At 72.8% G+C, this 18,457-nt stretch carries 16 protein-coding genes and 1 pseudogene; 16 read left to right on the top strand and 1 reads right to left on the bottom strand.

Annotated elements, in window-relative coordinates; genetic code table 11:
• The first annotated feature begins 105 nt into the window (after window positions 1-105).
• The 4 genes from ACFV4F_RS25920 (at window position 106) to ACFV4F_RS25935 (ending at window position 4,051) form a co-directional block, all read left to right on the top strand.
• Entirely contained in the window at window positions 106-1,116 is a 1,011-nt protein-coding gene (locus ACFV4F_RS25920) for an ABC transporter permease (protein ID WP_380505814.1), read from the top strand.
• On the top strand, window positions 1,113-2,183 hold the full coding sequence (locus tag ACFV4F_RS25925) for an ABC transporter ATP-binding protein (protein ID WP_380441365.1): 1,071 nt from the start codon (window positions 1,113-1,115) through the stop codon (window positions 2,181-2,183). The genes ACFV4F_RS25920 and ACFV4F_RS25925 overlap by 4 nt, the downstream gene beginning before the upstream one ends.
• A 34-nt stretch (window positions 2,184-2,217) precedes the next feature.
• On the top strand, window positions 2,218-3,282 hold the full coding sequence (locus tag ACFV4F_RS25930; protein WP_380441367.1) for an ABC transporter ATP-binding protein: 1,065 nt from the start codon (window positions 2,218-2,220) through the stop codon (window positions 3,280-3,282).
• Window positions 3,283-3,391: 109 nt separating this feature from the next.
• Window positions 3,392-4,051 carry a trimeric intracellular cation channel family protein gene (locus ACFV4F_RS25935; RefSeq protein ID WP_380441369.1) on the top strand — a complete coding sequence of 220 codons (660 nt, stop codon included), beginning with the start codon at window positions 3,392-3,394 and terminating at the stop codon, window positions 4,049-4,051.
• On the opposite strand, the gene ACFV4F_RS25940 is transcribed toward ACFV4F_RS25935, so the two are convergent.
• A complete protein-coding gene (locus ACFV4F_RS25940) occupies window positions 3,987-4,733 on the bottom strand; it encodes an IclR family transcriptional regulator (RefSeq protein ID WP_380441371.1) in 747 nt (248 codons plus the stop codon). The genes ACFV4F_RS25935 and ACFV4F_RS25940 overlap by 65 nt on opposite strands.
• A 176-nt stretch (window positions 4,734-4,909) precedes the next feature.
• Between ACFV4F_RS25940 and ACFV4F_RS25945 the strand changes: the two genes are divergently transcribed.
• The 12 genes and pseudogenes from ACFV4F_RS25945 to ACFV4F_RS26000 all read left to right on the top strand — a co-directional run bounded on the left by ACFV4F_RS25945 (window position 4,910) and on the right by ACFV4F_RS26000 (window position 18,344).
• Window positions 4,910-6,091: a cysteine desulfurase family protein gene (locus ACFV4F_RS25945; RefSeq protein WP_380505842.1), complete on the top strand. Its 1,182-nt coding sequence runs from the start codon at window positions 4,910-4,912 to the stop codon at window positions 6,089-6,091.
• 170 nt (window positions 6,092-6,261) lie between these two features.
• The gene (gene mnmA / locus ACFV4F_RS25950) at window positions 6,262-7,398 is read left to right on the top strand and encodes a tRNA 2-thiouridine(34) synthase MnmA (RefSeq protein WP_380505817.1); all 1,137 of its coding nucleotides are present in this window, start codon (window positions 6,262-6,264) and stop codon (window positions 7,396-7,398) included.
• A 47-nt stretch (window positions 7,399-7,445) separates the two neighbouring features.
• On the top strand, window positions 7,446-7,970 hold the full coding sequence (locus tag ACFV4F_RS25955; RefSeq protein WP_380498049.1) for a TIGR00730 family Rossman fold protein: 525 nt from the start codon (window positions 7,446-7,448) through the stop codon (window positions 7,968-7,970).
• 13 nt (window positions 7,971-7,983) lie between these two features.
• A complete protein-coding gene (locus tag ACFV4F_RS25960; protein WP_380505820.1) occupies window positions 7,984-8,673 on the top strand; it encodes an SDR family oxidoreductase in 690 nt (229 codons plus the stop codon).
• Window positions 8,674-8,709: 36 nt separating this feature from the next.
• A complete protein-coding gene (locus ACFV4F_RS25965; protein ID WP_380505823.1) occupies window positions 8,710-9,720 on the top strand; it encodes a methionine synthase in 1,011 nt (336 codons plus the stop codon).
• A 21-nt stretch (window positions 9,721-9,741) separates the two neighbouring features.
• Window positions 9,742-12,045 carry an NAD-dependent DNA ligase LigA gene (ligA, locus tag ACFV4F_RS25970; protein ID WP_380505845.1) on the top strand — a complete coding sequence of 768 codons (2,304 nt, stop codon included), beginning with the start codon at window positions 9,742-9,744 and terminating at the stop codon, window positions 12,043-12,045.
• Between the two features lie 326 nt (window positions 12,046-12,371).
• A pseudogene (locus tag ACFV4F_RS25975) lies at window positions 12,372-14,144 on the top strand (putative bifunctional diguanylate cyclase/phosphodiesterase); the annotation flags it as partial.
• Between the two features lie 162 nt (window positions 14,145-14,306).
• Window positions 14,307-14,603, top strand: a complete 297-nt coding sequence (gatC, locus tag ACFV4F_RS25980) for an Asp-tRNA(Asn)/Glu-tRNA(Gln) amidotransferase subunit GatC (protein ID WP_329927886.1) — start codon at window positions 14,307-14,309, stop codon at window positions 14,601-14,603.
• Window positions 14,604-14,608: 5 nt separating this feature from the next.
• On the top strand, window positions 14,609-16,102 hold the full coding sequence (gatA, locus tag ACFV4F_RS25985; protein ID WP_380441383.1) for an Asp-tRNA(Asn)/Glu-tRNA(Gln) amidotransferase subunit GatA: 1,494 nt from the start codon (window positions 14,609-14,611) through the stop codon (window positions 16,100-16,102).
• Window positions 16,099-16,359, top strand: coding sequence for a hypothetical protein (locus ACFV4F_RS25990; protein ID WP_329927884.1), 261 nt, complete (start codon window positions 16,099-16,101; stop codon window positions 16,357-16,359). The genes gatA and ACFV4F_RS25990 overlap by 4 nt, the downstream gene beginning before the upstream one ends.
• A gap of 91 nt (window positions 16,360-16,450) precedes the next feature.
• Window positions 16,451-17,959: an Asp-tRNA(Asn)/Glu-tRNA(Gln) amidotransferase subunit GatB gene (gatB, locus tag ACFV4F_RS25995; protein WP_380441388.1), complete on the top strand. Its 1,509-nt coding sequence runs from the start codon at window positions 16,451-16,453 to the stop codon at window positions 17,957-17,959.
• Between the two features lie 226 nt (window positions 17,960-18,185).
• Window positions 18,186-18,344, top strand: coding sequence for a hypothetical protein (locus tag ACFV4F_RS26000; RefSeq protein ID WP_380441391.1), 159 nt, complete (start codon window positions 18,186-18,188; stop codon window positions 18,342-18,344).
• Window positions 18,345-18,457: the final 113 nt, after the last annotated feature.

An 18,457-nucleotide genomic window follows, 5' to 3' on the forward strand; every position in this document is an offset into this window, starting at 1 on the left:
TCTACACGGCGGGCCCCCCCCCCCCCCCCGGGGGGGTTGGGCCGGGGCCCCCCCCCCCGGGCCCCCCCCCGGGGGGGGGGGGGGGGCCGCCGGAGCCGCCCAACTGTGTTTGCCTACATCATCCGCAGGACACTCGCGGCCGTCGTACTGCTGCTGGTGGTCAGCGCGGTCACCTTCGCGATCTTCTTCCTGCTCCCGCGCATCGCCGGCGAGACCGCCGACCAGCTGGCTGCCCAGTACGTCGGGAAGAACCCGTCGCCGGAGGCGATCGCGGCCGTCAAGAGTAACCTCGGGTTCGACCAGCCGCTGTACACCCAGTACTGGAACTTCCTGAAGGGCCTGGTCGGCGGCGCCGAGTACAAGTTCGGCCCGGACCCGGTCACCTGCCACGTACCGTGCTTCGGCTACTCCTTCAAGAACCACCTCGAAGTCTGGCCCGAGCTCACCAAGCGCATCCCGATCACGCTCTCGCTGGCCATCGGCGCGGCCGTGCTCTGGCTGGTCTCCGGTGTCACCACCGGCGTCATCTCCGCCCTCAAGCCGCGCTCGGTCTTCGACCGCATCGCCATGGGCATCTCGCTCGCCGGCGTCTCGCTGCCGGTCTTCTTCACCGGCGCGCTGCTGCTCACGGTCTTCAGCTACGAGTGGCCGATCCTGGACAACCTCCAGTACGTCGACTTCACCGACGACCCGATCATGTGGGCCCGCAACCTGATCCTCCCGTGGATCTCGCTGGCCTTCCTCTACTCGGCCCTCTACGCCCGGCTCACCCGCGCCGGGATGCTGGAGACGATGAGCGAGGACTACATCCGCACCGCCCGGGCCAAGGGCCTGGTCGAGCGCAAGGTCGTCACCCGGCACGGGCTGCGCGCCGCGCTCACCCCCGTCGTCACCATCTTCGGCATGGACCTCGGCCTGCTCCTCGGCGGTGCGCTCATCACCGAACAGGTCTTCTCGCTGCAGGGCGTCGGCGCCTTCGCCGTCCAGGCGATCTCCGACAACGACCTGCCGAAGATCCTCGGCGTCACCCTGCTCGCCGCCTTCTTCATCGTCGTCTGCAACCTCGTGGTCGACCTCCTGTACGCCCTCGTCGACCCCCGGGTGAGGCTCTCGTGACCGAGCTCCAGAAGACCACGGCGCCCGCCGCGCAGACCCCGGCCGGCGACCCGTTCCTCTCCGTCCGCGACCTGCGGATCCACTTCGACACCGACGACGGCCTGGTCCGCTCGGTGGACGGGGTCAGCTTCGACCTGCACAAGGGCCGCACCCTCGGCATCGTCGGCGAGTCCGGCTCCGGCAAGTCCGTCACCTCGCTCGGCATCATGGGCCTGCACCGCTCCAAGCGGGCCCGGATCAGCGGCGAGATCCGGCTGAACGGCGAGGAACTGGTCTCGGCCGGCCCGGAACGGGTGCGCCAGCTGCGCGGCCGCGAGATGGCGATGATCTTCCAGGACCCGCTGACCGCGATGCACCCCTACTACACGGTCGGGGCGCAGATCGTCGAGGCCTACCGGGTGCACCACCCGGACGCGTCCAAGCGGGCGGCCCGCGCCCGCGCGATCGAGATGCTCGACCGCGTCGGCATCCCGCAGCCCGACCGCCGCGTGGACGACTACCCGCACCAGTTCTCCGGCGGCATGCGCCAGCGCGCGATGATCGCCATGGCCCTGGTCAACGACCCCTCCCTGCTGATCGCCGACGAGCCCACCACCGCCCTGGACGTCACCGTCCAGGCGCAGATCCTGGACCTCATCCGCGACCTCCAGGAGGAGTTCGGCTCCGCCGTCATCATCATCACCCACGACCTCGGGGTGGTCGCCGAGCTCGCCGACGACATCCTCGTCATGTACGGCGGCAAGTGCATCGAGCGCGGCCCCGCCGAGACCCTCTTCGACGCGCCCGAACACCCCTACACCTGGGGCCTGCTGGGCTCCATGCCGCGCCTCGACCGGGAGCTCCAGGACCGGCTCGTCCCGGTCAAGGGCACGCCGCCCAGCCTGATCAACGTGCCCGGCGGCTGCGCCTTCCACCCGCGCTGCCCGTACGCCGGGCAGACCGGCGGGCGCTCCACGAGCGAGGTCCCGGTGCTGGCCGAGGCCGCGCCCGGGCACCACGCGGCCTGCCACCTCGCGGCCGCCGAGCGGCACCGCATCTTCGCCGAAGAGATCGCGCCCCGGCTGTGAGCCCGGCCTCGTACCACCTTTCTGGAGAGAACCGATGACGGACACTCAGGCGGCCGCGCCCCAGGCACAGTTGAACGGGGCGTCGCCGGCGCCCGCCTCCGACCGCGAGCCGCTGCTGAAGGTGACCGGTCTGACCCGGCACTTCCCGATCCGCGGCGGGCTGCTGCGACGCCAGACCGGCGCGGTGCGGGCCGTCGACGGCATCGACTTCACCGTCAACGCCGGCGAGACGCTGGGCGTCGTCGGCGAGTCCGGCTGCGGCAAGTCGACGATGGGCCGGCTGGTCACCCGGCTCGACGAGCCGACCGCCGGCACGATCGAGTTCGAGGGCACCGACATCACCCACCTGGGCGTCGGCGCGATGCGGCCGCTGCGCCGCGACATCCAGATGATCTTCCAGGACCCGTACTCCTCGCTCAACCCGCGGCACACCGTCGGCACCATCGTCGGCGCACCGTTCAAGCTCCAGAACGCGGTGCCCGAGGGCGGGCTCAAGAAGGCCGTCCAGGAACTGCTGGAGCTGTGCGGGCTCAGCCCCGAGCACTACAACCGCTACCCGCACGAGTTCTCCGGCGGCCAGCGCCAGCGCATCGGCATCGCCCGGGCGCTCGCCCTGCGGCCCAAGATGATCGTCGCCGACGAGCCGGTCTCCGCGCTCGACGTCTCGATCCAGGCCCAGGTGGTCAACCTGCTGGACGACCTCCAGCGCGAGCTCGGCCTGACCTACCTGATCATCGCGCACGACCTCTCGGTGGTCCGGCACGTCTCGGACCGGGTCGCCGTGATGTACCTCGGCAAGGTCGTCGAGATCGCCGACCGGGACTCGCTCTACCGCAACCCGATGCACCCCTACACCACCGCGCTGATGTCCGCGGTGCCGGTGCCCGACCCGCGCCGCCGCCAGCGCGCCGGCCGCGAGCGCATCCTGCTGAAGGGCGACGTCCCCTCGCCGATCAACCCGCCCAGCGGCTGCCGCTTCCGCACCCGCTGCTGGAAGGCGCAGGAGATCTGCGCCACACAGGAGCCCCCGCTGGCCGTCATGCGGACCGGGCACCAAGTGGCGTGCCACTTCCCCGAGCAGAGCGAGGGGAACGACTAGCACAGCCCGGAGAACACCCGGACGGGCACCCTCGTGGACGCGACGGCCTGACGCACCGGGCGCCGGAGGACGTCGGAGGGGGAGGTCCGCGCAGGTCATAGTTGTTCCCGTGACCTCGCAGATCTTCCCCTCCGACGTGCAGCAGTCGCTGGACCTCGTCGGCATCTTCGTCTTCGCCCTCTCCGGAGGGCTGCTCGCCGTCCGCAAGAACATGGACATCTTCGGGATCTGCGTGCTCGCCGAGGTCACCGCGCTCGGCGGCGGTGTCATGCGCGACCTCGTCATCGGGGCCACCCCGGTCGCCGCGTTCAGCAACCTCGGCTACTTCCTGACGCCGCTCGCGGCCGGTTTCGTCGTCTTCTTCCTGCACCCCGAGGTCGAGCGGATCAACCGCGCCGTCCAGACGCTCGACGCGCTCGGGCTCGGACTGTTCTGCGTCACCGGCACCGCCAAGGCCCACGACTACGGGCTCGGCGCCGTCGCGTCCGTCGCGCTCGGCATGGTCACCGCGGCCGGCGGCGGCGTCGTCCGGGACGTCCTCGCCGGGGAGATCCCCTCACTGCTGCGCTGGGACCGCGAGATCTACGCCGTGCCCGCCCTGGTCGGCGCCGCCCTGGTCGCCGTGCTGATCGGCCTCGACCGGCTCACCGGCGCCACCGGCACCGCCGCCGCGCTCACCGCCTTCGTGCTGCGGATGCTCGCCCTCAAGTACGGCTGGCGCGCCCCGCGGGCCTGGCACCGCAACGGTTCTCGCACCAGCGAGGAGTAGGCGAGCCGCCGTACGCCAGCGAGATAGCCTCCGCCGTGCACAGCAGCTCCGGCACCATCCGGGCCAGCTCGCCCGGCGGCACCTCGCTCACCGGCGCGCTCACCGCGCACGCCGCGACCGTCCGCCCGCCGCTGCCCGACACCGGCGCGGCCACGCACGTCACCGGCTCGCGGTGCTCGGCGGACTCCGCCGCCCAGCCCCGGCGGCGCACCGCCGCCAGCTCCGGCGGCAGCTCCTCCTCGCGGGCGCCGTCCTCCGGCCGCCCGGCCAGCAGCACCCGGCCGATCGCCGTCCCCGCGGCCGGCGCACGCCGACCGATCCGCGACGGCCGCCGGGCGCCGGGCCCGGCGACCTCGTCGACGTACAGCACCTCGCCGTCCTCCAGCACGGCCAGCTGGACGGTGAGTCCGCTGCGCGCGTTCAGCGCGGCCAGGTACGGCGCGGCCACCTGGCGGACGTCGATCTCCTCCAGCGCCCGGTGCGCCAGCGACAGCAGCCGGCCGCCCAGGCGGTAGCGCCGGTCCGGCTGGCGCTGCGCGAAGCCGTGCTCCTCCAGCGTGCGCAGCAGGCGCAGCGCGGTGGACTTGTGGACGCCGATGCTGGTCGCCGCCTGTTCCAGGGTCACGGGTCCGTCGCCGAGCGAGCCGAGCAGCGTGAGGGCGCGGTCGACCGACTGCGACATGGCGTCCCCCGAGTTCCGACGAGAAGTGTCCGTCAGGCTAACCACCGGACGGCGCGGTGGGTCAAACCGGCGCCGGACGCGGCGGTCCCGGCTCGGACGGGTCTTTCGGATCAGGTCGCATTCTGGTGCGCAGGCCGGGAACGGTGCCGGGGACGGCCCTCTACAATCTGATGGTTATGCCATACCTGGACCATGCGGCGACCACGCCGATGCTGCCCGAGGCGATCGCCGCGATGACGGCGCACCTCGGTGTCGTCGGCAACGCCTCCTCCCTGCACGCGGCCGGCCGCCGGGCCCGCCGCGTCGTCGAGGAGGCCCGCGAGTCGCTCGCCGACTCGCTGGGCGCCCGGCCGAGCGAGATCGTCCTCACCGGCGGCGGTACCGAGTCCGACAACCTCGCCGTCAAGGGCCTGTACTGGGCCCGGCGGGACGCCGACCCGGCCCGCACGCGGGTGCTGTGCAGCCCGGTCGAGCACCACGCGGTGCTCGACGCGGTGCACTGGCTCTCCGAGCACGAGGGCGCCACCGTCGAGTACCTGCCGGTCGACGGGCTCGGGCGGGTCCATCCGCAGGCGCTGCGCGAGGCGATCGAACGGGACCCGGGCTCGGTCGCCCTGGTCACCGTGATGTGGGCGAACAACGAGGTCGGCACCGTCCAGCCGGTGCGGGAACTCGCGGCCGTGGCGGCCGAGTTCGGCGTCCCGATGCACGCCGACGCGGTGCAGGCGCTCGGTCAGGTGGAGGTGTCCTTCGCCGACTCCGGGCTCACCGCGGTCACCGTCACCGGGCACAAGATCGGCGGCCCGTTCGGCATCGGCGCGCTGCTGCTCTCGCGCGGCGCCGCGCCCGTCCCGCTGCTGCACGGCGGCGGCCAGGAACGCGACGTCCGCTCCGGGACCCTCGACGCCCCCGCCGCGGCCGGCTTCGCGGCGGCCGCGGCCATCGCCGTCGAACGGCGGGCCGAGCACGCGGCGGCGCTCGGCGCGCTGCGGGACGACCTGATCGCCTCGGTGCTCGCCGCCGTGCCCGACGCGGTGCTCAACGGCGACCCGGCCCCCGAGGGCCGGCTGCCCGCCAACGCGCACTTCTCCTTCCCCGGCTGCGAGGGCGACGCCCTGCTCATGCTCCTCGACGCCCAGGGCATCGAGTGCTCGACCGGCTCCGCGTGCTCGGCGGGCGTCCCGCAGCCCAGCCACGTGCTGCTGGCGATGGGCGCCGACCCGCTCCTGGCGCGCGCGTCCCTGCGCTTCTCTCTCGGCCACACCTCCACCCAGGACGACGTGAAGGCCCTGGCCCAGGCGATCGCCCCCGCCGTCCAACGCGCCCGCAACGCGGGCCCGATGTCGGTCCGCCGCTAGCCGCTCCGCGGGCGCGCACTTCGGGGGTCTGAACGCCCGTCGAAGGCGCGCGCCCCGGCGCTGTCGACCTGCGGCCCCCGAGCCGGCGTCCGTCGTCGGCCCGGGCCCCGGGCGGAGGCCCGATATCGGCTCGGGGAACACCGGGGGCAGCACGTACGCTTGGGGGCATCATGACTGATTTCCCGGGTGCCCCGACCGCTCCGTCCACTGGCCGTCTGCGCGTGCTCGCGGCGATGTCCGGCGGGGTCGACTCCGCCGTCGCCGCCGCCCGTGCCGCCGAAGCGGGGCACGAGGTGACCGGCGTCCACCTGGCGCTGTCGTCGAACCCGCAGTCCTTCCGGACCGGCGCCCGCGGCTGCTGCACCATCGAGGACTCCCGGGACGCCCGCCGCGCCGCCGACGTCATCGGCATCCCCTTCTACGTGTGGGACCTCGCCGAGCGCTTCCGCGAGGACGTGATCGACGACTTCGTCGCCGAGTACGCGGCCGGCCGCACCCCCAACCCCTGCCTGCGCTGCAACGAGAAGATCAAGTTCGCCGCGCTGCTGGACAAGGCGGTCGCGCTCGGTTTCGACGCCGTCTGCACCGGCCACTACGCCCGGATCGTCGACCTGCCGGACGGCCGCCGAGAGCTGCACCGCGCCGTGGACGCCGCCAAGGACCAGTCGTACGTGCTCGGCGTGCTGGACGCCGACCAGCTGGCCCACTCGCTGTTCCCGCTCGGCGACACCACCAAGGACGTCATCCGCGAGGAGGCCGAGCGCCGGGGCCTGGCCGTCGCCAAGAAGCCGGACAGCCACGACATCTGCTTCATCGCGGACGGCGACACCCAGGGCTTCCTCGCCAGGCACCTCGGCACCGCGACCGGCGACATCCTCGACGTGGACGGCACCAAGCTCGGCGAGCACGACGGCGCGTACGGCTTCACCATCGGCCAGCGCAAGGGCCTGCGGATCGGCCGCCCGGCGCCGGACGGCAAGCCGCGCTACGTGCTCGACATCTCGCCGGTGAACAACACCGTCACGGTCGGCCCGGCCGAGGGCCTGGACGTGGTCGGGCTGACCGCGATCCGCCCGCGCTGGTGCGGGGGCGAGCCGGCCGCCGACGGGCGCTACACCGCCCAGCTGCGCGCGCACGGCGAGGAGGTGCCGGTCTCGGCGTCCGTCGTGGACGGCGGGCTCCGCGTCGACCTGGACTCGCCGGCCCGCGGCATCGCCCCCGGCCAGGCCGTGGTGCTGTACGACGGCACCCGGGTGGTCGGCTCCGCGACCATCGCGACGACCGAGCGTCCGGCCGTCCGGGCCTGAAACCCCGGTGAGCGGTCCCCGGTCCGCGTGATAGACCGGACGACACTATGAACATCACTGTCTTCTGCTCCGCGTACTCGCTCGACGACCGCTACACCGCCCCCGCCGCCGAGTTCGCCCGGCTCCTCGGCGAGGGCGGGCACACCCTGGTGTGGGGCGGCTCGAACGCCGGCCTGATGGGCCTGCTGGCCGACGGGGTGAAGGCGGCCGGCGGGAAGCTGGTCGGCGTCATGGTCGAGATGCTGAAGCACAAGGGGTACGACGGCGCCGACGAGCTCGTGATGACCCGCGACCTGGCCGAGCGGAAGGCGGAGCTCGCGGCCCGCGCGGACGCCATCGTCGTGCTGGTCGGCGGGCTGGGCACGCTGGACGAGGTCACCGAGGTGCTGGAGCTCAAGAAGCACGGGATGTTCGAGAAGCCCGTCGTCGTCCTCGACAGCGAGGGGTTCTACTCGGGCCTGCGCCGCCAGCTGGAGCGGATGGACGCCGAGGGCTTCCTGCCGCGCCCGCTCGGCGAGTTGATCTCCTTCGCGGACACGCCCGCCGAGGTGTTCGCGCAGCTCAAGTCCTGAGAGGATCGGCCCCATGCCTGCACATCTGATCACCGGCGCCGGCTCCGGCATCGGCGCCGTCCTGGCCGGGCGCCTCGCCGAGCGCGGCGACGACCTCTGGCTCCTGGCCCGCGACGCCCGCCGCGCCGCCGAGCTGCGCGAGCGCTTCCCCGGCGCCCGCACCCTGGTCGGCGACCTGGGCGACCCGGCCAAGCTCGCCTGGGCCCTCGGCCACCAGGAGCTGCCGGTCGAGCTGGACTCGCTGCTGCACATCGCGGGCGTGGTCGAGCTCGGCCCGGTCGGCGACCTGCCGGTCAAGGTGTGGAACGACACGCTCGGCGTCAACCTCGTCGCCCCGGCCGAGCTGACCCGCCTCCTGCTGCCCTCGCTGCGCCTCGCCAAGGGGCACGTCGTGTTCGTCAACTCCGGTGCGGGCCTGCGGGCCGGCGCCGAGTGGGCGGCGTACGCGGCGAGCAAGCACGGCCTCAAGGCGCTCGCCGACGCGCTGCGCGAGGAGGAGCACGCCGGCGGGGTGCGCGTCACCTCGGTGTACCCGGGCCGCACCGCCACCGCGATGCAGGTCAAGGTGCACCAGCAGGAAGGCAGGTCCTACGACGCCGGCCGCTGGATCGAGCCGGAGTCCGTCGCGAGGGCGGTCCTCGCGGCCCTGGACGCCAGCCGCGACGCAGAGATCACGGACATCACCGTCCGCCCGGGCCACTGATCCGGGGCCGGTCGGCGGCGCACTAGGCTCGGACGGGTGAGCACCCCACACCCCTTCCCCGACCTGCACGGCGCCGCCACCGGCGTCGGTTCGCTGCCCGGCACCGACGCCCGGGAGGCCGCCAGGACCTCCACCGGGGCGCTGGAGCAGCTGCCGTTCCTGCCCGAGCTGCCCGCGCGCGGGCCGGGCGCCGACATGATCGGCCGCAGCGCCGGCCTGCTGGCCGAGCTGTTCGCGCAGACCGAGCCGAGCGGCTGGCGCTTCGCCGACCGCCCCGGCCGGGACACCCGGCGGGCCCGCTCCTGGCTCGGCGAGGACCTCGACGCGCTGGAGGAGTACACCCAGGGCCACCGGGGGCCGCTCAAGGTCCAGGCCGTCGGGCCGTGGACGCTGGCCGCCTCGATCGAGCTGAAGCATGGCGAGAAGGCGCTCGCCGACCGCGGCGCCTGCCGGGACGTCGCCGAGTCGCTCGCCGAGGGCCTGCGCCGCCACCTCGCCGAGGTCCGCAGGCGGGTGCCGGGCGCGGAGGTGGTGCTCCAGCTCGACGAGCCCTCGCTGCCCGCCGTGCTGGCCGGCTCGGTGAAGACCGCGAGCGGCTTCCAGCGGCTGCGCGCGGTGGACCGCCAGGTCGCCGAGGAGGCGCTGCGCGAGCTGATCCGCGCCCTGGACGCACCGGTCGTCGTGCACTGCTGCGCGCCCGAGGTGCCGATCCCGCTGCTGCGCCGGGCCGGCGTCGCCGGCGTCTCGCTGGACTTCTCGCTGCTGACCGAGCGCGCCGACGACGACCTCGGCGAGGCCGTCGAGGCGGGCACGGCGATCCTCGTGGGTGTCGTCCCCTCCACTGACCAGGAGGTGTCCGACCCGGCCGGTAGTGTCCAGGGTGTCAGGACCTTGTGGCGCAGGCTCGGGTTCGCCCCGGAGCTGCTGGGCCGTCGTGTGCTCGTGACACCGACCTGCGGGCTGGCCGGGGCCTCCCCGGCGTACGCGCGCAAGGCGCTGCTGCTCGCGGCGCGGGCGGCGCAGAGCCTGGTGGACAACCCGGAATGAGAACGTAGGAGGCTTGCGGTGGTGGCTGTCGAGGGCTGGGAGGACGTCCCGGCGGAGGTGCGCAGGCGGCACGCCGAGCTGGCGGCGGAGATCACCGACCACCGCGCCCGCTACTACGAGCAGGACGCCCCGGTCGTCTCCGACGCCGAGTTCGACGGCCTGATGCGCGCGCTGGAGGCGCTGGAGGCCGAGCACCCGGCCCTCGTCACCCCGGACTCGCCGACCCAGAAGGTCGGCGGCGCCCCGACCGAGCTGTTCGCCTCGATCGAGCACCGCGAGCGCCTGCTCAGCCTCGACAACGCCATGGACGACGACGAGCTCGCCGCCTGGGCCGAGCGCGTCGCGGGCGAGCTGGCCGGCATCGACTACCACTACCTGTGCGAGCTCAAGGTGGACGGCCTGGCCGTCAACCTCACCTACGAGAACGGCCAGTTGGTGCAGGCCGCGACGCGCGGCGACGGCCGGGTGGGCGAGGACATCACTCCTAACGTCCGCACCATCAAGGAGATCCCGCAGCAGCTCAAGGGCGACGACGTCCCCGAGCTGGTGGAGATCCGCGGCGAGGTCTACTTCCCGACCGAGGCGTTCGACGCGCTCAACGCCTCGTTCGCGGAGGAGAACGAGCGCCGCCGCCAGGAGAACGAGGAGCGCGCCAAGGAGGGCAAGCGGCCCCGGGCGCTGATCCGGCTGTTCATGAACCCCCGCAACGCCGCCGCCGGTTCACTGCGCCAGAAGGACCCGCTGGTCACCGCCTCGCGCCCGCTGCACATGGTGGTGCACGGCATCGGCGCCCGGGTCGGCTTCGACATCGACAACCAGTCGCACGCCTACGACCTGCTGCGCCAGTGGGGCCTGCCGACCGCCCGGCACAACGAGGTGGTCGAGACGCTCGACGAGGTGCGGGCGTTCATCAAGCGCTTCGGCGAGCAGCGGCACTCCGTCGAGCACGAGATCGACGGCGTCGTGGTCAAGGTGGACGAGATCGCCCTCCAGGGCCGCCTCGGCGCCACCTCCAAGTCCCCGCGCTGGGCGATCGCGTGGAAGTACCCGCCGGAGGAGGTCACCGGCAGGCTGGCGGAGATCCGGGTCGGCGTCGGCCGCACCGGCCGGGCCACGCCGTTCGCGGTGCTGGCCGAGCCGGTGAAGGTGGCCGGTTCGATGGTGCAGTACGCGACGCTGCACAACCAGCAGGTCGTCAAGGCCAAGGGCGTCCTGCTCGGCGACACCGTGGTGCTGCGCAAGGCCGGTGACGTCATCCCGGAGATCCTCGGGCCGGTGGAGGACCTGCGGGACGGCACCGAGCGGGAGTTCGTGATGCCCTCGCACTGCCCGGAGTGCGGCGCCGAGCTGCGTCCGATGTCCGAGGGCGACATCGACCTGCGCTGCCCCAACGCCCAGTTCTGCCCGGCCCAGATCCGGGAGCGGATCGCCTTCCTGGGCGGCCGTTCCTCGCTGGACGTCGAGGGGCTCGGCTACGTCGCGGCCACCGCGCTGACCCAGCCGCTGGAGCCGGGCGAGGCGCCGGTGAAGGACGAGGGCGACGTCTTCGGGCTGACGATGGAGCAGCTGCTGCCGATCAAGGTGCTGGTCCGCGACCAGAAGACCGGCATGCCCAAGCTGGACGACCGCACCGGCAAGGAGAAGATCGCCACCTTCTTCGCCAACCAGAAGGGCGAGCCGAAGAAGACGGCCGGCCTGCTGCTGGAGAACCTGGAGAAGGTGAAGGACCGGCCGCTCTGGCGGTTCCTCAACGGCCTGTCGATCCGGCACGTCGGTCCGGTCGCGGCCCAGGAGCTGGCACGGGAGTTCCGCGACCTCGACCGGATCTTCTCGGCCACCGAGGAGGAGCTGGCGGCCGTCGAGGGGGTCGGGCCGACGATCGCCCGGTCCGTCATCGAGTGGTACCAGGAGGAGTGGCACCGCGGGATCCTGGAGAAGTGGCGCGCGGCCGGCGTCCGCTTCGTCGAGGAGCCCGCCGACGAGGAGGAGGCGGAGCGCCCGCTGGAGGGGCTGACGGTGGTGGTGACGGGCACGCTGGCCGGGCACACCCGGGACGGCGCCAAGGAGGCGCTGACCTCGCGCGGAGCGAAGGTGACCGGTTCGGTTTCGAAGAAGACCGACTTCGTGGTCGCCGGTGACAACCCCGGGTCCAAGTACGACAAGGCCGTTCAGCTCGGCCTGGCCGTCCTGGACGACGCCGGCTTCGCCGTCCTGCTCGCCGACGGGCCCGCCGCCGCCCGCGCCCACCTGGGACTCGACACCCTGGAGGACGCTCCCGAGGACACCCCGGAGGACGCCCCCGAGGAGGCCCCCGCCGAGGGCTGACCCGAGCCGCGAGTGGCCGAATCCGTCTTGTTATCGTCCTGATGCAACGTCACCGGGTGCCGTTCAGCGAAAGCGGGCACAGTGTCCCTGAGCGACACCCGGGCACGGTGGCGCGTTTCCGGTTGTCCGAAAGTCTGCCCACCGGGTGGGCCCCGGCATACCCTGGAGCGCAACAGAGTGTCAGCAGGGGTGGGGGCACCGGCTGAGCCGGTACTCCGCGGGGTCGCTCCATGCCCGCCAGCAGTCGGTACCGGCACGGTGCCTCACCGTAAGGCGGCCTGACGGGGCGGGCCCGACGGAGGACAGGGCTTATGGATCGTACGACCGGCGGCGCGCCCACACGCCCGCCGCAGGGGGTGGCGGGTGCGGTCCTGCTGCTCGGCGTGCTGCTGGCCGGAGCCGCGCCGCTCATCCCGCTGGCCGTCCTGGTCTACCGGTACGAACCCGAGCTGTTGCCGCTGTTCGCGGTACCGCTGGCCGTCCTGGTCGCGGCGTGGCGGATCGCCCGGGACCGCGCCCGCGACCAGCTGACCGACCCGCTGACGGACCTGCCCAACCGTCAGGCCCTGCTGCTGGCCGCCCAGGAGGCGATCGCCGAGCACGAACAGGGCTACAGCGTCGGTCTCATACTGCTCGACCTCGATCGCTTCCGATCACTCAACGACACCCTCGGCCACACTGCCGGTGACCGGCTCCTCGTGCACATCGCCCGCCGGCTGCACCGCGCCCTGCGCTCCGGCGGCGCGGTCGGCACCCCCACCCGCGAGTCCATCGACGACGTCTTCGCCGGCCTGCCCCGGCACTACCGCCGCGGCCGCCCGATGGTGGCCCGGATGGGCGGCGACGAGTTCGCCGTCCTGCTGCCCGGCATCAACTACCCGGACTGCCTGGAGCGCGTCGCCAAGGCCCTGATCGCCGAACTCGCCGCCCCGATCCGGCTGGACGGGCTGCTGCTCGTCCTGGAGGCCAGCGCGGGCGTCTGCGTCTTCCCGCAGCACGCCCAGGACGCCGAGTCGCTGCTGCGCCGCGCCGACGTCGCGATGGGCCACGCCCAGCGCGGGCGCAGCGGTGTCGAGCAGTACGACGAGACGCAGGACGCCGACACCCCGTACCGGATCGGGCTCCTGGGGGACCTGCGCCGCGCGCTGGAGACCGGCGAGGTGCAGCTGCACTACCAGCCGAAGGTGGCCTTCGACGGCCGGGTGGTGGGCCTGGAGGCGCTGCTGCGCTGGGAGCGGCCGGGCCAGGGCAAGGTGTCGCCGGACGAGTTCGTCGGGCTCGCCGAGTCCAGCGGGCTGATGCCGCGGCTGACCGACTACGTGCTGGAGGCGGCGGTCGGCCAGCTCGCGTACTGGCGCGACCAGGGCCTGCAGGTGCAGGTCGCGGTGAACGTCTCGCCGCGCGACGTGCTCAACCCGGGCTTCGCGCAGCGCGTCGCGGGGCACCTGGTGCGCCACCAGGTGCCGGCCCACGCGCTCCAGCTGGAGATCACCGAACGGCTCCTGCTGGACGACTCGCGGCGGGCCGCCGACACCCTGGCGGAGCTGCGCGGCTACGGCGTCGGTATGTCCCTGGACGACTTCGGCACCGGGCACTCCTCGCTGGTGCGGCTGCGCAGCCTGCCGGTCGGCGAGCTGAAGATCGACCGCTCCTTCGTCTCCCGGATGGTCGCCGACGACCACGACGCGGCGGTGGTCCGCTGCTCGGTGGAGCTCGCGCACTCGCTCGGGCTGACCGTGGTCGCCGAGGGCGTCGAGGACGACGAGACCTGGGAGCGGCTGCACTGCATGGGGGTGGACGCGGTGCAGGGCTGGCTGGTGTCGGCCGCGCTGCCGCCCGAACAGGCCACCGCCTGGCTGCGGGTGCACCGCACCGGCAGCCCGACCGTGGAGCGCCTGGCCGCCACGCTGCCGCCCGGCATCAAGCCGGCCGTGCAGAAGGTCCCGGGCGGCAAGCCGGCGATGCCGCCGGTCCTGCCCCCGACACTCCCGCCGGTCCTGCCGCCCGTCCTGCCCCCCGTGGTGCAGGCCGTGCAGGCCGCGCAGATGGAGATCAACGCGCCGGGGACGCAGAGTTGGGCCCGGACCAGGCCGCAGTAACCGCCGCCGCCGGTTACTCGTTGGCCGGTGGCCGGGCCGGGCCCCATAGGATGGGGTCCAAAGACCACGAGGACGGGAGCGCCGAGCCGGCTGCTCCCGCCCGGGCCCGGCACCGCTGAAGCAGCGCCGGGCCTCACCAGAACTCACCCTGAGGATCGCTGCATGCCTGGCATCACGCGCGAGGAGGTCGCCCACCTCGCCCGGCTGTCGCGTCTTGAGCTGAAGCCCGAAGAGCTGGACCACTTCGCCGAGCAGCTCGACGTGATCATCGGCGCGGTCGCCCGCGTTTCCGAGGTCGCCGGACAGGACGTCCCGCCGACCTCCCACCCGCTCCCGCTCACCAACGTCATGCGGGCGGACGAGGTGCGGCCGTCGCTCACCCCGGAGCAGGCGCTCGCGAGCGCGCCCGCCGCCGAGGAGCAGCGTTTCCGTGTGCCGCAGATCCTCGGGGAGGACTGACCGAGATGACCGACCTGATCCGCTACACCGCCGCCGAGACCGCGAGCGCCATCGCCAAGGGCGAGGTCTCCGCCGTCGAGGTCGCGCAGGCGCACCTGGACCGCATCGACGCCGTCGACAAGAAGGTCAACGCCTTCCTGCACGTCGACACCGAGGGCGCGCTGAACGCCGCCAAGGCGGTCGACGAGAAGCGCGCCAAGGGCGAGGAGCTGGGCCCGCTGGCCGGCGTCCCGCTCGCGCTGAAGGACGTCTTCACCACCAAGGGCATCCCGACCACCTGTGGTTCGAAGATGCTCGAAGGCTGGATCCCGCCGTACGACGCCACGCTGACCTCGCGCCTCAAGGACGCCGGCGTCGTCATCCTCGGCAAGACCAACATGGACGAGTTCGCGATGGGCTCCTCCACCGAGAACTCGGCGTACGGCCCGACCGGGAACCCGTGGGACCTCTCCCGCATCCCCGGCGGCTCCGGCGGCGGCTCGGCCGCGGCGCTGGCCGCCTTCGAGGCCCCGCTGGCGATCGGCACCGACACCGGCGGCTCGATCCGCCAGCCCGGCGCCGTCACCGGCACCGTCGGCGTGAAGCCGACCTACGGCTCGGTCTCCCGCTACGGCCTGGTCGCGTTCTCGTCCTCGCTGGACCAGGGCGGCCCGTGCGCCCGCACCGTGCTGGACGCGGCGCTGCTGCACGAGGCCATCGCCGGGCACGACCCGCTGGACTCCACCTCGATCGACGCGCCCGTCCCGGCCGTCGTCGCGGCCGCGAGGATGCGCGACGTGCGCGGCATGCGCATCGGCGTCGTCAAGGAGTTCGCCGGCGAGGGCTACCAGGCCGGCGTCATGCAGCGCTTCGACGAGTCGGTGGAGCTCCTGCGCGAGCTGGGCGCCGAGGTCGTCGAGGTGTCCTGCCCGTCCTTCACCCTCGCGCTGCCCGCGTACTACCTGATCGCGCCGTCGGAGTGCTCCTCCAACCTGGCCCGCTTCGACGCGATGCGCTACGGCCTGCGGGTCGGCGACGACGGCAGCCGCTCGGCCGAGGAGGTCACCGCGCTGACCCGCGAGGCCGGCTTCGGCGACGAGGTCAAGCGCCGCATCATCCTCGGCACCTACGCCCTCTCCTCGGGCTACTACGACGCCTACTACGGCTCGGCCCAGAAGGTGCGCACGCTGATCTCGCGCGACTTCGACGCCGCGTTCGCCGGGGTGGACGTCCTGGTCTCGCCGACCACGCCGACCACCGCCTTCCCGATCGGCGAGCGCGCCGACGACCCGATGGCGATGTACCTGGCCGACCTGTGCACGATTCCGTCCAACCTGGCGGGCAACGCGGCCATGTCGCTGCCGGTCGGCCTGGCCCCGGAGGACAATCTCCCGGTCGGCCTGCAGATCATCGCGCCCGCGATGGCGGACGACCGCCTGTACCGCGTGGGCGGCGCCGTCGAGGCCGCACTCAACGACAAGTGGGGGCACACCCTGCTGGAGGAGGCACCGGCACTGTGAGCAAGATCGAGAAGGCCAAGGCCCAGTCTGCTTCTTTGAAGGGGTGGAAGCATTCCAAGCCCGGTCTGTGGCTGTCCATCGGCACCAGCGCCTTCGGCGCGATCTCCGTGGTCAAGGACGTCCGCAAGGCCCGCGAGGAGAGCGACACCCTGAAGCTGGTCAACGCCCTCGTCGGCGCCGCCGCGCTGATCACCGGCACCGCCCTGCTGGTGCGCGAGCTGCGGCAGCTCGCCTCCGACGACGTGCTGCTGGGCTAGGGCCACTCTTCGGGCCGAGCGCCCCGGCCCGGCCCCGCGCGAGCGGCGGCCGGGCCCGTACCTCCCAAGTCTTTACGTGAGAAGGGACGCTGTGAGCGTCATGAACCTGGTCTCCTACGAGGACGCTCTCGCGTCGTACGACCCGGTGATGGGCCTTGAGGTCCACGTCGAGCTCGGTACCAAGACCAAGATGTTCTGCGGTTGCTCGACCGAGCTGGGCGCCGAGCCGAACAGCCAGACCTGCCCGACCTGCCTGGGCCTGCCGGGCTCGCTGCCGGTGGTCAACGCGACCGGCGTGGAGTCGGCGGTCAAGATCGGCCTGGCGCTCAACTGCGAGATCGCCGAGTGGTGCCGGTTCGCGCGGAAGAACTACTTCTACCCGGACATGCCCAAGAACTTCCAGACCTCGCAGTACGACGAGCCGATCGCCTTCAACGGCTACCTCGACGTGCAGCTGGAGGACGGTTCGACCTTCCGCGTGGAGATCGAGCGCGCCCACATGGAGGAGGACACCGGCAAGTCCAGCCACGTCGGCGGCGCGACCGGCCGCATCCACGGGGCCACCCACTCGCTGCTCGACTACAACCGGGCCGGCATCCCGCTGATCGAGATCGTCACCAAGCCGATCACCGGCGCCGGCGAGCGGGCCCCCGAGGTCGCCAAGGCGTACGTCGCCGAGCTGCGCGAGGTCATCCGCTCGCTGGGCGTCTCCGAGGCCCGGATGGACAAGGGCCAGATGCGCTGCGACGTGAACCTGTCGCTGCGCCCCAACGGCACCGAGACCTTCGGCACCCGCTCGGAGACCAAGAACGTCAACTCGCTGCGCAGCGTGGAGCGGGCCGCCCGGTTCGAGATCCAGCGCCACGCCACCGTGCTGACCGACGGCGGCACCATCGTCCAGGAGACCCGCCACTTCCACGAGGACAACGGCAGCACGACCTCGGGCCGGATCAAGGACAACGCCGAGGACTACCGCTACTTCCCCGAGCCGGACCTGGTCCCGATCGCCCCCTCGCGCGAGTGGGTCGAGGAGCTGCGCGCCGCCCTGCCCGAGCTGCCGCGGGTGCGCCGGGCCCGCCTGCAGGCCGAGTGGGGCCTGTCCGACAAGGACATGCAGTCCGTCCTCAACGCCGGCGCGGTCGGGCCGATCCAGGAGACCATCGCGGCCGGTGCCCCGGCCGACCAGGCCCGCAAGTGGTGGATGGGCGAGCTGGCCCGTCGCGCCAACGAGACCGGCACCGAGCTCAGCGAGCAGCCGATCACCCCGGCGCAGGTCGCCCGGGTCGCCGCGCTGGTGGCCGAGGGCAAGCTGAACGACAAGCTGGCCCGCCAGGTCATCGAGGCCGTGCTGGCCGGTGAGGGCGAGCCGGACGAGGTCGTCGAGAAGCGCGGCCTGGCCGTCGTCTCGGACGACTCCGCGCTCGGTGCCGCGGTCGACCAGGCCATCGCCGAGAACGAGGCCGTCGCCGCCAAGATCCGCGACGGCAAGGTCGCGGCCGTGGGCGCGCTCGTGGGCGCGGTCATGAAGGCCACCCGCGGCCAGGCGGACGCCGCCCGCGTGAAGGATCTGATCCTTGAGAAGCTGGGCGTCTCTGCCTGAGTTCCTAAGGTGTCTTAGGCGTCTAAGGCCACCTAAGTAAGGCCTAAGGCCCGGTTCCACCCCCAGATCGGGAGGGAACCGGGCCTTTGCCGTGCCCGAGGGGCCTCATCTAAGGCATCCGGGTCCCGAAACATCGGGAAGCCTGCCGATGTGGTGCCCCCCTCTGGGAGAGGAAGCTCTTAGTCAACAGGGAAGACCGAAGAACGAAACCCACAAGGGGAACACCGTGATCGAGTACGAGCTCATCCAGCAGCAGGTCCACGAGCTCCAGGTCCACGCCGAACACCAGCGCCTCGTCCGCGAGGCGAAGGAGGCCCGCCGCGGCCTGCGCCGCCCGGTCGCCGCGCGCTTCCAGCGCCGCGCCGCGCGGAAGACGGAATGCTGACGGACCGGCACCCGGCGGGTGCCGAGGAGAAGTGGCGGCGGGGGGGGGGCGCGGCGGGGCCGCGCCCCCCCGAGCGGGGGCCGCGCGCTAGCGCCCCACGGCGACCCCCCCCC

Origin of the sequence: Kitasatospora sp. NPDC059722 (assembly GCF_042733235.1) — a bacterium.
GTDB lineage: Bacteria > Actinomycetota > Actinomycetes > Streptomycetales > Streptomycetaceae > Kitasatospora.

Coding starts and splice junctions, on each gene's coding strand:
- gatC (WP_329927886.1), top strand. CDS start 14,307: ATGCCTGGCATCACGCGCGAGGAGGTCGCCCACCTCGCCCGGCTGTCG.
- ACFV4F_RS25930 (WP_380441367.1), top strand. CDS start 2,218: ATGACGGACACTCAGGCGGCCGCGCCCCAGGCACAGTTGAACGGGGCG.
- ACFV4F_RS25955 (WP_380498049.1), top strand. CDS start 7,446: ATGAACATCACTGTCTTCTGCTCCGCGTACTCGCTCGACGACCGCTAC.
- ACFV4F_RS25960 (WP_380505820.1), top strand. CDS start 7,984: ATGCCTGCACATCTGATCACCGGCGCCGGCTCCGGCATCGGCGCCGTC.
- gatA (WP_380441383.1), top strand. CDS start 14,609: ATGACCGACCTGATCCGCTACACCGCCGCCGAGACCGCGAGCGCCATC.
- ACFV4F_RS25940 (WP_380441371.1), bottom strand. CDS start 4,733: ATGTCGCAGTCGGTCGACCGCGCCCTCACGCTGCTCGGCTCGCTCGGC.
- mnmA (WP_380505817.1), top strand. CDS start 6,262: ATGACTGATTTCCCGGGTGCCCCGACCGCTCCGTCCACTGGCCGTCTG.
- ACFV4F_RS25945 (WP_380505842.1), top strand. CDS start 4,910: ATGCCATACCTGGACCATGCGGCGACCACGCCGATGCTGCCCGAGGCG.